Consider the following 13,696-nt stretch of genomic DNA (forward strand, 5'->3'; position numbering starts at 1 on the left):
TGATCTCTTACAACACCGTTAATTGAGGGATCGCAACGACGAATTGCGCCCCCCAGTTTTTTGCCTGCGCCAGATCCTGCATGATTTCAGTCTGCAAATTCCAGGGCAAAATAAGGATGAAATCTGGTTTATCTGCCAGCAAATGATGAATATCAACAACAGGTATATGGCTGCCCGGCATGAATTTACCTTGCTTATGGGTGTTGATGTCCACCACATACGGCAAGAGATCAGGCCGCACACCAGAAAAGTTCAGCAAGGTATTGCCTTTGGCAGCTGCGCCATAAGCTGCTACGCGCTTGCCATTGCGTTTTGCATTGAGCAAAAACTCCAATAATGCAAACTTGGCAGATTCTGCCTTAGCCTGTGCCGCCTCATAAAAGTCGGCACTGAGAATACCTGCTGCCTGTTCTGCTTGCAGTATTTGCACTACACTAGCGTTTTCTTCGCGATATCTTATATCCATTCTCTGTGCAAGCACACGCAAGCTCCCCCCGTGCGTTGGCCACTCCTGCACATCAAATACATGCAAACCATTTTTTGCAAAAACAGTCTTTACGGCATGTAGCGACAGATAAGAATAATGTTCATGGTAGGCAGTATCAAACTGGTTTTGCTCCACCATATTCAGCAAATGGGGAAACTCAAAACTGGCAACACCTTGTTCACTCAAGACCAGGCTAAAACCTGCAACAAAATCATTGATGTCAGGGACATGCGCCAACACATTATTTGCCACTGATAAGTCGACACGCTGACCGCGAGCCAGAATCTCCTGCGCCAGCTCAACACCGAAGAAGCGCTCTATGACGTGGATGCCTTTTGCTCTGGCAGCCGCAGCCGTACTGGCAGTTGGCTCCACGCCGAAACAAGGGATGCCTGCTTCCTGAATGTACTGCAATAAATATCCATCATTCGCTGCCACTTCCATCACCAGGCTTTGCGAACCCAAGGCAAAATTCTGGCGCATCGCATCAACAAATTTCTTCGCATGAGCCAACCAGCTTGAAGAACATGAACTGAAATAGGCATAGTCAGCGTCAAATAGATTTTCACGTCCTGTGAAATCCAGTGTTTGTGCCAGCCAGCAAGCGTCACAAACCATCAATTTCAAGGGCAGCCAGGTTTCAGCCTGGCTCAGCGCTTCGGGTTTCAAATACGCATTTGATGGCGGGGCTGAGCCCAGATCGAGAAAGGTTTGCGTCAATTCATGAGCGCAATGCCGGCATTTCATACAATAACTCCTTGAAATTCTTTGCTTAACATGGGCCAGTTGCGATCTTTATCCGATATCCCGGTCAAATCCAAAGGCCAGTCTATTGCCAATCTAGCATCAAAGGGATTTAATCCCATTTCACTCGCAGGCGCATAGGGCTTACTATGACAATATAGCATCTCAACTTCATCCGACATGGTTTGAAACCCATGGGCAAAACCGGCAGGTATTAAAAACGAGCGTTGATTCGCTTGCGAGAGCAATACGGCGTGCCACTGTAAAAAAGTGGCCGATTCAGCGCGCAAATCAACTGCAACATCCCACACCTCGCCCTTCATGCAGGTGATCAACTTCATTTCTGCACTGGGAGGTAGTTGCAGGTGCATGCCGCGAATTGATCCTTTTGATGATGTGTACGTATGATTAATTTGCGCTATTGGCTCATGCCAACCCAATTCAGCCAAATCCTCTGCACAAAACATGCGCTGAAAATAACCTCGCTGATCACCCAAAACTTTTCTTTGCAATAAATGCAAGCTATCGACAGGCGTAGGTAAAAAATCAAATCGACCAGAAGCGGAGCTTTGCATCATGCATTACCTGTCGTGAAAGATGCAATATCACGATCACACAATATCTCAGCTTGCTGCCCCAGCGCAAAATCACGGTACCAGTGCATGCTGCGACTGACCGCCTGCCCCAGATTCCAGCGTGGTGTTATTCCCAGGGTCTGCTTCAATTTGCTGACATCCAAAGCCAATAGCCCTGCTTCATGCGGACCTGTAATAGCGGTGGCAAACTCAGTCAGCCCACGACCATAGGCTGCCTGTGCGAGTTCAACAACGGTTCTGACACTGGCGGCATCATCGGGGCCGATATTCCACGCTTGACTGGCTTGGCTGGCCTGAGGATTTGCATAAGCATATTGTGCAAGGCAAAGATATGCTGAAAGCGGTTCAAGTACATGTTGCCATGGTCTGACAGAATCAGGACGGCGAATCTGCAAAGTTTGCCCACTATGCCATGCCCTTACTGCGTCGGGCAATAAACGATCTTCGGACCAGTCACCGCCGCCAATCACATTACCGGCTCTGGCAGCCAGCACTGCAGTGCCCTGCCCGGTTAAAAATGAAGCACGATAGCTTGCCAATACCAATTCTGCTGCAGCTTTGCTGGCACTGTAGGGATCATGTCCACCCAATTCAGCTGTTTCTGGATAGGGTGCCATCTGTTCGAGATTACGATAGACTTTATCTGTCGTCACAATCAGTGCAATCTTTACGTCACTACGGCCCCGGATTGCCTCCAGTATATTTGCCGTACCCATGATATTGCTGGCAAACGTCGTCAAAGGCTCACGATAACTTGCACGTACCAATGCCTGTGCTGCCAGATGGAATACAAACTCTGGCTGACATGCATCCACCGCTGCCGCAACGGCATGAAAGTCACGTATATCCCCAATGTGGCTGTGAATCTTGTCTTTAATCTTCAGCAAATCAAACAGGTTGGGTTGAGTCGTCGGTGCCAATGCCAGACCATGCACGACCGCGCCCATACCAGCCAGCCAATGTGCCAGCCAGGCTCCCTTGAAACCGGTATGCCCGGTTAGCAAGACTCGCCTCCCACTCCAGAATGCGGTGTCGACCATATCTGTTTTTGGAATGTGATTCACCATACTCGCCATGGTGCATTCCCGGATTGCCACAAATCTTCCAGCAGATTTTTCTCGCGCAAAGTATCCATGGGCTGCCAGAATCCTCCATGCTCAAAGGCCATTAACTCCTGACGTAGTGCCAACTCGGCAAGAGGGGCAGCTTCCCAACTAATGCCATCATTCTCGATGAAATCCAGCACTTTGGGAGATAGCACAAAATATCCGCCATTGATCCAACCACCATCACCACGAGGTTTTTCGATAAAGCCCGCCACCTGGTTACCATCACGCTCAAGTGCACCATAACGTCCAGGTGGGAGTACCGCTGTAACAGTAGCCAGTTTCCCATGCTGTTTATGGAAAGCGATAGAGGCAGCGATATCCAGATCTGCAACCCCGTCACCATAGGTGAAACAAAATGCTTCCTCACCTTGCAAGTAACGGGCAACGCGTTTCAGGCGCCCCCCTGTCATGGTGTCTTCTCCGGTGTCTACCAAGGTTACTTTCCAGGGTTCGGCATGGTGCTCGTGCACTTCCATACTATTATTTTGCATATCGAATGTTACGTCCGACATATGCAAGAAATAATTAGCAAAATATTCTTTGATCAAGTAGCCCTTATAACCACAACAAATAACGAATTCATTCACGCCATGCGCCGAGTACGACTTCATGATGTGCCAGAGTATGGGATGCCCCCCAATCTCTATCATGGGTTTAGGCTTGAGGTGGGTCTCCTCAGAAATACGGGTACCCAGGCCACCAGCTAAAATAACTGCCTTCACTCTTGAGGTCCTTCACAATAAATTTGCCACATCTGGCGGTAAGCTTTTTCTACCGAACGAGCAAAAGCTGGTTCGTTCATGAGTAATGACTGTTCCATTTCCTGACGCAGACCCGCCCTTAAACTACGCAAGCCATCCAGATCATGTGCAAGAATAATCGCTTTTTGCGCATATTCATCTTCGGTATAAGCCTGCCACTCTTCATGCCCTATTGCAGTCAGAATACTCGCACCTATACGGCCGACTGAGGGCCTGTCCGCCAGCGAAATGAAGGGAATACCCATATATAAAGACTCCAGCAGGGTTGTTCCCGAATTATGAGGGAAGCAATCCAGACTGATATCCACATGTTTCAGCACCTCCCAGGATGGCGTGCTGAATCCTATATGCAAACGCGATCTGTCTATACCATAGCGCATGAAACGTGATGCCATTTCTTCTTGTACTTGTGGATCTTTAAAGTCACCGCTATTAATAATTAGTTGTGAATTTGGCATTGCATCCAGTATCGTCGCCCAGACGCGCACAACACGATGATTTATCCTGGTAGAACGCGACAAACTACCAAAGGTAATCAAACCGGTTGCCTCGAAAGGTGACGGCGTCAGTTCTGCCCTTCTTGTATCAGGTCTGTAAACATAGGCAGGTCCATCCAGGCACCAGACTTTCTCAGAAAATAAATGTGCGCAATTGTCCGTAATTGTAGGTTTGTCAGTCAAGTAATAATCAATGGCACTTAAACCAGTTGTGTAACCGTATTCCAGCCAGTGTAAAGAAACGGGGGCAGGTTTGCGTGCAAAAACCGGCAGGCGATTGCCATTGGTATGCCCTGCCACATCTACCAAAATATCGATACCGTCGGCACGAATGCGCTCTGCAAGCATGTCATCTGTCATATCCCGGGTCGGAACCCAATGGTCTACCTGTTTTTTATAATAGGTAGTAACCTCGTCCTCGAAAGGTGGATTTGCATAGGCATATATTTCAACCTGCGCTTTGTCATGCGCCTCTATCAATGGCAAGAGGAAATACTTGCAAACATGATTATAAAAAGCTTGAGTCACGTACCCCACTTTGAGGCGCTTGCCTGGCACACGGGCATTTTCAAATTCCCTCCATGTCGTTTTAAGCGGAGCGGCAAAGCGCAAGTTAAACTCGTGGTAGGCGTTATAAATCACTTCTGGCGTCAAATCAGGATGGTAATTCAGGCAAAATAACAGGTTAGTGTAAATTTTCCGGTTGAACGATGATTGCGCATCCTGCTTGAAGGAAAGGGCCTTGATATAAGCTTCAATCGCAGCATCCAGATGATTGGCTTCACGCAAAGTATCCCCATAGGCACCCCAGATTTCAGGTATATCCTGTGTGATCGCCAATGCATGCTGACCGCATTCTATGGATTCCTGCACTTGCCCATTCTGCCTTAGCGCATCAATCAGATTAGGATAAACCTGTACCAGGTCAGGTTGTAACTGCAAGGCATGATGGTATTGCTCAATCGCTACGCTGTACATGCTGTGCTCGCGATAAGCCAACCCAAGATTATTAAACAGATAGGCTAAATTGGGATTTAATTTAACAGCTTTCGATATGTTTGCAATTGCTTCTTCCGTTTTACCAATAAAACGCAGTGCATTCCCAAGGTTATTAAGACCGACCACCATATCAGGCTGTATCGCCAGTGCTTTTTCCAGGTAAACAATAGCGTCGGCACAACGCTCCAGAGAAATCAGCACATTGCCCATATTCACAAGAACATGGGGATTATTGGGTAGCAAGCTAACTGCTTTGCTCAATGCGTCCAAAGCCTGTGGAAATTTGCCCTGCTCTATTCTGGCAAGGCCAAGATAATCCCAGACAATGCCATCACGTGGCAAATAAGAGGACAGCCACAAACTACCCTCCTCCAATTGTGCATACTGCCTGGCCAACAAGTATTTGTTAAATATGCCGAAAGCGATCTTCCTGTTGTCAGGAAAATGCGGCATGACGTCAAAGGCCAGTTTGATATAAGCCATGGCTTCATCGGGCTCATTGGTGTCACCGCTGATTCTGGCAAGGGCATATAAAGCCTCGGCATGACGCGGAAAATGCCTGATGATACTGAGGCTGACCTGTTTTGCCTCAGGCAGTGCACCAGCATCGAAAAACTTATGAACTTCACGCATTGCTTTTCGGGCATCAAAACCTGTTTTTGCCATGACCAGTTCCTAAGTAAGATTTTTTATCATTAATTATTTTTACAAATGCCTCAGTCTGCCTACAAATTATTTAAGCAAAATGAGTAAAACTGCATGCATAGACTGGAAAATACCAGAAACAACCCAGCTCAGGCTTATTTTATAACCAATGAATTTGTTTCCATGTGTTAAATAAAGCCTCAAAACTAAATCAAATTAGACCCTAAAGTATTTAAAAAAAACGCCGACAAGCGGAATGACTAAAAAAACTTGAGCGAAAAAAATAAGATTTATTTTCAGAAACACGCTAAAACTTTTTTAGTCTGTACCGATACCCTTTACAACGGCGGTCCAATAGTCAGCACGAAAGACCAAAGTTTCAGGCTACTACGCCAATTTGTATAACTTAGGGAGAATTACCATGGCTGTTATTAATACCAATATTGCATCGCTGAATGCACAACGTAACCTGAGCACATCCCAATCTGCTCTGAACACTTCCCTGCAACGTCTGTCTTCCGGTCTGCGTATTAATAGCGCTAAAGATGATGCTGCTGGTCTGGCTATTTCCGAACGTCTGTCTTCTCAAATCGGCGGCTTGAATCAAGCTGCACGTAATGCGAACGACGGTATCTCTCTGGCGCAAACCGCTGAGGGCGCGTTACAACAAATCGGTTCCAACTTGCAACGTATTCGTGATCTGGCCGTCCAATCTGCCAACGGCTCTAACAGCGTTTCTGATCGCGCCGCTCTGAACAACGAAGCAAGTCAGCTGATTTCTGAGATCAACCGCGTTGCCAGCAGTACTAACTTCAACGGCGTGAACCTGCTTGACGGTAGCTTCTCTGCACAAACTTTCCAAGTTGGTGCTAACGGCACATCCAACGATCAAATCAGTATCGCTTCCATCTCCAGCGCAAAATCGAGCGCCCTGGGTGTTGGTGCATCTTCCAGCTACGCTACTACAGTAGCCGGTGCCGGTGCCGTTACCACAACAGCTCTGGCTGCTGGTGACTTGTCCATCAACGGTTTCCAAGTAGGCGCATCCGCTGCTGACGGCGTATCTTTCTCCAACTCTACAGGCAGTGGTATCTCTAAAGCAGCAGCAATCAATGCAATTAGCGGCAGCACAGGCGTTACAGCAACTGTAGGCTCCACCGCTATTGCAGGTACAGCCAGCACATCTGCTACAGCGATTGCCTCAGGCGACATCACCATTAACGGCGTAAATCTGGGTGCCTTGAACGCTTCCACCTCTGGCGCACAACGTGGTGCTCAAGTTGCAGCAGCTGTTAATGCGATCAGTACACAAACAGGCGTTACAGCTACATTCAATACAACAACTGGTGCTGTTGCACTGGCTGCTGCTGATGGCCGCAACATCACTGTAACAGCAAGCACCAATGCTGCCGCAGCTGCTGCCAACACAGGTATTACTGTATCGGCAACTGGCGCAACTGACGTCAGCACATCGACACTGTCCCTGACCTCTACCAGTTCTGCAGGTATCACCCTGGCTAACGGTACAGGTACTGGTTTGACAGCTGCCAACCTGACAGGTGGCTTCACCTCTGCGTCGGTCACAGTAGGTGCAGGTGTATCTTCACTGAATCTGGGTACCGCTGCCGGGGCCACCGCCGCGTTGACGACCATTGATGCGGCGCTGCAGTCAATCAATAGTTCCCGCGCTTCTCTGGGTGCGTATCAAAATCGCTTCTCTTCCGCGATTGAAAGTTTGCAGACTAACTCTGAAAACTTGACAGCATCCCGCAGCCGTATCCGTGATGCAGACTTCGCCCAAGAAACTGCGACTCTGACACGCGGTCAGGTTCTGCAACAAGCCGGTACTGCGATTTTGGCTCAAGCAAATGCCTTGCCTAACGGTGTTCTGGCCCTGTTGCGTGGTTAATAACAGTAGGCTTATGTAAATTAGGTTTATACTTAAAGCATAAAGCATGTCCCCCTGACCAAATTTTTGGTCAGGGGTATTTTTCTTGAAGGAACAGATCATGGACATCCGATCGATAGGGAGTGCTTCTCAATCAGGACAACTGATCAATGACCGCATACCTGCCTCAGATACTGGCGCTTCCGTACACAAGTCATCTGCTGCTGCCACCCAGACTATTGATGCCGTCAAGGCGACTTCGTCTGCTACTTCTCCACCTGAAGTAGAAAAAGTGACAAAAGCCGTCAACGATATCAATAAAACAATTCAAGCACTATCCCAAAATCTGGAATTTAGTGTTGAAGAGCACAGCAATCGGGTGGTGGTCAAAGTTATTGACCAGCAAACCAAAGAGGTATTGCGTCAGATTCCATCAGAAGAAGCCATTGAAATTTCTCGTTCGCTCGATAAATTGCAGGGGCTATTAATTAAACAGCAAGCGTAATTCACAAATACGGCCTTTTTGGGCTAAATTTTAAATTGGCATGTAAATTCCCCTCTAAAGTCTGGTTTGTCTTTGCCGATAATTTAGTACAGTACGGTCTGACAAGGGGAACAATGTGGGCATACAATCGACAGGCTTAGGCGCCAATCTGGACGTCAACGGTCTCATTACTAAATTAATGCAGGTGGAAAGTCAGCCCCTGACGACATTGGCTAAGAAAGAAGCCAGTTTTCAGGCAAAGCTATCTGCTTATGGCACGCTTAACAGTGCTCTCAGCGTTTTTCAGTCCAATGTTACCGGTCTCAGCAATCTGGGCACTTTTCAGTCGCTAACTGCCTCTGCAGGCGACAGCTCTATCCTGTCTGCTACCACCACCAGTGTTTCAACCCAGGGCAGCTATAACATCAATGTGACCAAGCTGGCACAGGCACAGACCATTTCCAGCGCAGGTCAGCTCAGCTCTACAGCCAGCATAGGCAGCGGCACCAGCACCACCATCAACTTTGAGTTTGGCACCATTACAGGCGGTGCATTGGCCAACGGTACCTATACAGGCTCCACTTTTACCCAGGATGCGACGCAGGCAATCGGCACTGTCACTATTGATGGCGCCAACAATTCCCTGCAAGGCATACGTGACGCAATTAATGCGGCAAAAGTCGGTGCAACTGCCGCCATCGTTGGTGATGGTAGCGCCACGCCTTACCATCTGGTACTTACTTCCGCAAAAACTGGTGCTACTTCCAGCCTGAAAATTACTGCAACGGGTGATGCCGCGATCCAAAGCCTGGTCAATTATGACCCGGCCGGCACGCAAAATTTGACAGAAACAACAACAGCACAAAACGCCGCATTGACAGTCAATGGCATAGCAATTTCAAGCACATCCAATGCAGTAGCGGGTGCCATACAGGGCACAACCCTGAATTTGAGCAAGGTCGGTACAACCAGTCTGTCACTGAGCGCCAATACCAGTGGCATCCAATCGGCCATTAATGGTTTTGTAAAAGGTTTCAATGATTTTCAAGCCACATTAAAATCTTTGACCGGCTATGATGCCAGTACCCAAAAAGGCGGCATCCTGATAGGTGACTCTACGGCCAGGAATGTACAAAGTCAGATCAGGTCAACACTGAGCACCGCGGTAAATGGCTTGGGTGGGAATATCACTACCCTGGCGAGCATAGGCATCAGCTTTCAAAAAGACGGCACACTCTCTGTAGATTCGTCGAAACTAAGTACTGCGTTATCCACTAACTACAGCGACATCAGCGGTCTGTTTGCCTCAGTCGGCAAAGCAACGGACAGCCTGGTCAGTTACACTAGTTCTACCAGTGCGACCAAACAAGGTGCTTACGGTTTAGACATCTCTGCCATTGCCACCCAGGGTGGATTGCTGGGCAATCTGGATCTCACTACTGGCAATACAACGATTGCGGCAAGTACTACGCTCAACGTTACACTGGACGGGAAAACTTCCCTGGTTTCGCTGGCTGCTGGAACCTATACAGCATCTTCACTGGCAACCTTGTTGCAGACTTCGATTAACGGCAATTCCACATTCAAAGACAATGGCTCAGCAGTTACGGCCACCATCAACGGCAGTGGTCAGCTGCAATTGCAATCTACCCGTTATGGCAGTGCATCCAATGTGAATCTGGCTGATGGCACTGGTACGGGCGCCGCCAGCTTTACGGGTACCGTGCTCAATGGTACTGCCGGGATAGATGTGGCAGGCAAGCTGAATGGCATTACCGCTACCGGCACAGGGCAGTATCTGACAGGTGCTACTGGCTCAGATGCCGAGGGCTTGAAAATATTGATCAGCGGTGGCTCACTAGGAGCCCGCGGCACTGTGAATTTCTCCAGAGGTTATGCGTCTCAGGTGTCATCCCTTTTGTCTACTGTGGTAGGTACTTCGGGTTCGATATCCGGTGCCACAGATGGTATCAATCGCAGCATCAAGGAAATAGGTAAGCAGAGGGATATTTTAAATAGCCGCCTGTTCGATACCGAAGCGCGCTACAGAGCACAATTTACAGCCCTGGACTCAATTGTGAGCAGCTTGAATAATACAAGTTCGTTTCTTACCCAGCAATTAGCTGCATTAACTGCCAGTACGAAATAAATTCAGTAAGCAGATCAGAAAATACCAAAGAGGATAAATCGCTATGTTTGGCTCATCTCAAGTGCGCGGCGCAAATGCCTATGCAAAAGTTGGCATTGAGACTGGCGTTGTCGCTGCCAGTCCCCACAAATTAATTGTCATGCTGTTTGATGGAGCCATAGTCGCCATTTCAAATGCCCTGCAGCATTTGGGAACTGGAGATGTCGCATCAAAAGGCCAGGCTGTTTCAAAAGCAATAGCAATTATTGAAAACGGATTGCGTGCCAGTCTGGATAAAAAAGCTGGTGGCGAAATTGCCGTCAGTCTTGACTCATTGTATGAGTACATGACGGCCAGGCTATTACAAGCCAATCTGGAAAATAACGATCTTATGCTTACTGAAGTCCAGAATTTATTGCGCGATCTGAAAACTTCCTGGGAAGCCATCGCCCCCACCAAAGAGGTCATCACTGAAGCCCCAAAAATGAATATTGACCCATTGTCACCTCGCCCTGCCAACTTTGTTGAGGCTTGAATCAAGATGAATAATCTGGAACTGATCTCATTGTATGAAAATGTTGCTGCGATTACAGGCAACATGCTGGAAGCTGCACGTTCAGGAAATTGGGAATTGCTGGAACAACTGGAAAATGATTGTTCCAGTCGCGTACAAACCATACGCGAGAGCGAAATCCCTTTTGATCTGCCTGCAGAAATGCGCGACAAAAAAGTCCGCATCATCAAGAAAATTCTTGCTGACGACAAGGAAATTCGTGACATTACCGAGCCATGGATGGCGCAGCTGTCTGATTTAATGAAAAATTCCAGCACCAACAGAAAATTATCCAATACTTATGGTGCAGGTAATACGGCCTGATTCTTATGGCTACCCGACTCGATATCCTGTCCAAACCAGTTGCCAATATCGAGGCACCAGCAGCTACATTATCGATTAGCGAAACCAGGCAGGACATCACCCCGAAACTGGCGCAGCTTGTTACCGGGCAATTACTCAAGGGCGAGATCCTGTCAAAATTGATGGATGGCAGCTTTACCGTCAGAGTGGCAGGCATTACTGCCAAAATGATGTTACCCGAAGGCAGCAAGACGGGCGATCAAATTCCATTGCGCCTTATAGCAACCGAGCCTCGTCCCACATTCCTGCTGGAACATGATGGCGACGCTCACTTCCCTACCCCATTACCACAAAATTACGCGACAGGCACAGAAAAGCGCCCGCAACTACCTGCCAGTAATTATCTGGGTGCTGTTGCTGACGAAGTTGAGGCACCAGGCCCTCAAACCACCGCCAGAGCAAGCATTCCAGAGTCTGGAGTCAAAGCCGATACTTCCAGCATAGTCAATTTATCGGTCAATGAAGCCGGTAAGAAAATCAGCAATGATGCTGGCATCAATTCACCTAAAATCAACGCACAGGAAGTTGCGGCGACCAAATCGACTGAAGTCAACAGCAAGAACATCCTCAACAATACCAATATCGTTGATACGACGCCAGATCGCCTGAGTAGCGCGCCAACATCCCTGAGCAGTACAGGTAAATTCATCACCCAAATTTTGCAGACTGCCCCAAATCAGGGCGAAAAACTCAGCATTGCCAGTCAGACGCCGATAGTGGCGACAGCTGTAGAATTAAAGGACACGAGTGCGACAGCGAGCAAACTCCAACATCAAATCAGTACCAGCGGCTTGTTTTATGAATCGCATGTTGCAGAATGGGCACAAGGAAAACGTCCTATCAATGACATCAAGGCAGAGCCTCAATCGCAAATTGGCTTGTCTGATATGGCTTCCAGCAACTCTGCTACAGCTTTAAGCACGGTCAATAAAGAAATGGGACAAATAATTCACCAGCAATTAAATGTTCTGGAGCAAAATATTGTACGATGGCAAGGAGAGCTTTTCCCCGGACAAAAAATCGAATGGGAGATTAAAAAAGAAAGCCCGGGTGATCGCAATCAACAAGAAATTGAAAGTGCAAACTGGCAATCGGTGGTTCGTTTTGATTTGCCTAATCTAGGGCCAGTCACGGCTATCATCAATCTGCAATCGAGTAATCTGGGCTTGTCCTTGCGGGCTGAGCAAAGCACTACTGTCTCTGCCCTTAAGGATCATGCGAGTGAACTGGCTGCTGCAATGCAGGTGGCTGGTTCACCACTGATGTCTTTTGTGGTGAATAAAAATGAGCGCAACTAACCCTCCTGTCAAACCAGTACAAAATGCTGTTGCGCTGGCTTACCAGAATGGCGATGCAGCGCCTAAGGTAGTTGCCAAGGGCAAAGGTTTGATCGCCGAAGAAATTATTGCCAGAGCCAAAGAGCACGGGGTACATGTACATCAGTCCAAAGAGCTGGTTTCCCTGCTGATGAAAGTCGATCTTGACCGGGATATTCCTCCGGCCTTGTATCGCGCAGTTGCAGAACTGCTCGCTTGGCTTTACCATATTGATACGGAAAAGTCTGAGACAATTTCGGAGACTTCAGGGCGACAATAAATTAAACAGCCCTTATCTTTAAATGTTATTATAAGAATATGCCATTGACACCTCCGAGTCTGGGTACAGAAAATCAAAGCCCATTTCAAGTTGATTCCCGCCGGGAAATCATCAGTCTCTTGCGCGGCCTGAAAGAAAGCAAGCAATTGATCAGCATGCTGATCAATAATGGCTCAGAAGTATTCATTACTTCAATACTGGATGTTGATGACGACACCAATCTGATTATTATCGATAGCGCACCTGGTCAATTGGCAAATCAGCGCATTATTGAGGCGCCCAGAGTATCGTTTGAAGGTTTATTGGACAGAATCAGCATACAATTTTCTGCATCCAATCTGGAGCGCATAGATTTCGAAGACCGTCCTGCACTGCAGTTCGAGATACCGACCAATATGATACGTCTGCAAAGGCGCGAATATTATCGTATCAATACCCCACTCTCGAATCCTATCCGTGCGCTGATACCTGTGCAACTGGAAGACAGACAGGAAACACTGAAGCTCGCTTTGGTAGATATCAGTTGCGGTGGCATTGCCATACTGGATGAAAGAAAAGTTCTCGATAGCACCATCGCTGTCATCTACGAGCATTGCAAACTGGATTTACCAACCATAGGCCTGGTGGACGTGATACTGCAAATACGCAACTCGCAGGATCTGGTTTTGCTCAATGGCAAATCAAACCGGCGACTAGGCTGCCAATTCATCAATATGTCCAACGGCGTACTCGCCAGTATCCAGCGTTACATCATGAAACTGGAACGAGAACGCAATGCCAAACTGACTGGCATACGCTAAAAAAACAAATGCCCGGTTTTCAATAACCGGGCATTTGTTTTTGGCT

13 protein-coding genes are annotated in these 13,696 nt (G+C 47.8%); 8 read left to right on the plus strand and 5 right to left on the minus strand.

Features of this window, described 5'->3' with window-relative positions; genetic code table 11:
• Positions 1 to 7: 7 nt before the first annotated feature.
• From ACO0LD_RS24690 to ACO0LD_RS24710, 5 genes are read right to left on the minus strand one after another with little or no spacing between them, the layout of a single operon-like run.
• Positions 8 to 1,234: a class I SAM-dependent methyltransferase gene (locus tag ACO0LD_RS24690; RefSeq protein WP_423010908.1), complete on the minus strand. Its 1,227-nt coding sequence runs from the start codon at positions 1,232 to 1,234 to the stop codon at positions 8 to 10.
• Complete coding sequence (locus tag ACO0LD_RS24695) at positions 1,231 to 1,809, minus strand: dTDP-4-dehydrorhamnose 3,5-epimerase family protein (protein ID WP_423010910.1); 579 nt, start codon at positions 1,807 to 1,809, stop codon at positions 1,231 to 1,233. Before ACO0LD_RS24695 ends, ACO0LD_RS24690 begins: the two co-directional genes overlap by 4 nt.
• Positions 1,806 to 2,903 (minus strand): CDP-glucose 4,6-dehydratase, encoded by a 1,098-nt coding sequence (gene rfbG / locus ACO0LD_RS24700; RefSeq protein WP_423010912.1) that lies wholly within the window; start codon positions 2,901 to 2,903, stop codon positions 1,806 to 1,808. Before rfbG ends, ACO0LD_RS24695 begins: the two co-directional genes overlap by 4 nt.
• Positions 2,888 to 3,658, minus strand: coding sequence for a glucose-1-phosphate cytidylyltransferase (gene rfbF / locus ACO0LD_RS24705; protein ID WP_423010914.1), 771 nt, complete (start codon positions 3,656 to 3,658; stop codon positions 2,888 to 2,890). The genes rfbG and rfbF overlap by 16 nt, the downstream gene beginning before the upstream one ends.
• On the minus strand, positions 3,655 to 5,859 hold the full coding sequence (locus ACO0LD_RS24710; protein WP_423010916.1) for a tetratricopeptide repeat protein: 2,205 nt from the start codon (positions 5,857 to 5,859) through the stop codon (positions 3,655 to 3,657). The genes rfbF and ACO0LD_RS24710 overlap by 4 nt, the downstream gene beginning before the upstream one ends.
• Before the next feature lie 400 nt (positions 5,860 to 6,259).
• Between ACO0LD_RS24710 and ACO0LD_RS24715 the strand changes: the two genes are divergently transcribed.
• The 8 genes from ACO0LD_RS24715 (at position 6,260) to ACO0LD_RS24750 (ending at position 13,650) form a co-directional block, all read left to right on the plus strand.
• Entirely contained in the window at positions 6,260 to 7,747 is a 1,488-nt protein-coding gene (locus ACO0LD_RS24715; RefSeq protein WP_423010918.1) for a flagellin, read from the plus strand.
• An 85-nt stretch (positions 7,748 to 7,832) separates the two neighbouring features.
• Positions 7,833 to 8,231, plus strand: coding sequence for a flagellar protein FlaG (locus ACO0LD_RS24720; protein ID WP_423010920.1), 399 nt, complete (start codon positions 7,833 to 7,835; stop codon positions 8,229 to 8,231).
• A 115-nt stretch (positions 8,232 to 8,346) separates the two neighbouring features.
• Positions 8,347 to 10,359, plus strand: a complete 2,013-nt coding sequence (gene fliD, locus ACO0LD_RS24725; protein WP_423010922.1) for a flagellar filament capping protein FliD — start codon at positions 8,347 to 8,349, stop codon at positions 10,357 to 10,359.
• Between the two features lie 43 nt (positions 10,360 to 10,402).
• On the plus strand, positions 10,403 to 10,873 hold the full coding sequence (gene fliS / locus ACO0LD_RS24730) for a flagellar export chaperone FliS (protein WP_423010924.1): 471 nt from the start codon (positions 10,403 to 10,405) through the stop codon (positions 10,871 to 10,873).
• A gap of 6 nt (positions 10,874 to 10,879) precedes the next feature.
• Positions 10,880 to 11,215 carry a flagellar protein FliT gene (locus ACO0LD_RS24735; RefSeq protein WP_423010926.1) on the plus strand — a complete coding sequence of 112 codons (336 nt, stop codon included), beginning with the start codon at positions 10,880 to 10,882 and terminating at the stop codon, positions 11,213 to 11,215.
• A 5-nt stretch (positions 11,216 to 11,220) separates the two neighbouring features.
• The gene (locus tag ACO0LD_RS24740; RefSeq protein ID WP_423010928.1) at positions 11,221 to 12,552 is read left to right on the plus strand and encodes a flagellar hook-length control protein FliK; all 1,332 of its coding nucleotides are present in this window, start codon (positions 11,221 to 11,223) and stop codon (positions 12,550 to 12,552) included.
• A complete protein-coding gene (locus ACO0LD_RS24745; protein ID WP_423010930.1) occupies positions 12,539 to 12,850 on the plus strand; it encodes an EscU/YscU/HrcU family type III secretion system export apparatus switch protein in 312 nt (103 codons plus the stop codon). Before ACO0LD_RS24740 ends, ACO0LD_RS24745 begins: the two co-directional genes overlap by 14 nt.
• 38 nt (positions 12,851 to 12,888) lie before the next feature.
• Positions 12,889 to 13,650 carry a flagellar brake protein gene (locus ACO0LD_RS24750; protein ID WP_423010932.1) on the plus strand — a complete coding sequence of 254 codons (762 nt, stop codon included), beginning with the start codon at positions 12,889 to 12,891 and terminating at the stop codon, positions 13,648 to 13,650.
• Positions 13,651 to 13,696: the final 46 nt, after the last annotated feature.

The sequence above is a fragment of the Undibacterium sp. Ji83W genome (genome assembly GCF_049340385.1).
Classification (GTDB): Bacteria; Pseudomonadota; Gammaproteobacteria; order Burkholderiales; family Burkholderiaceae_D; genus Undibacterium.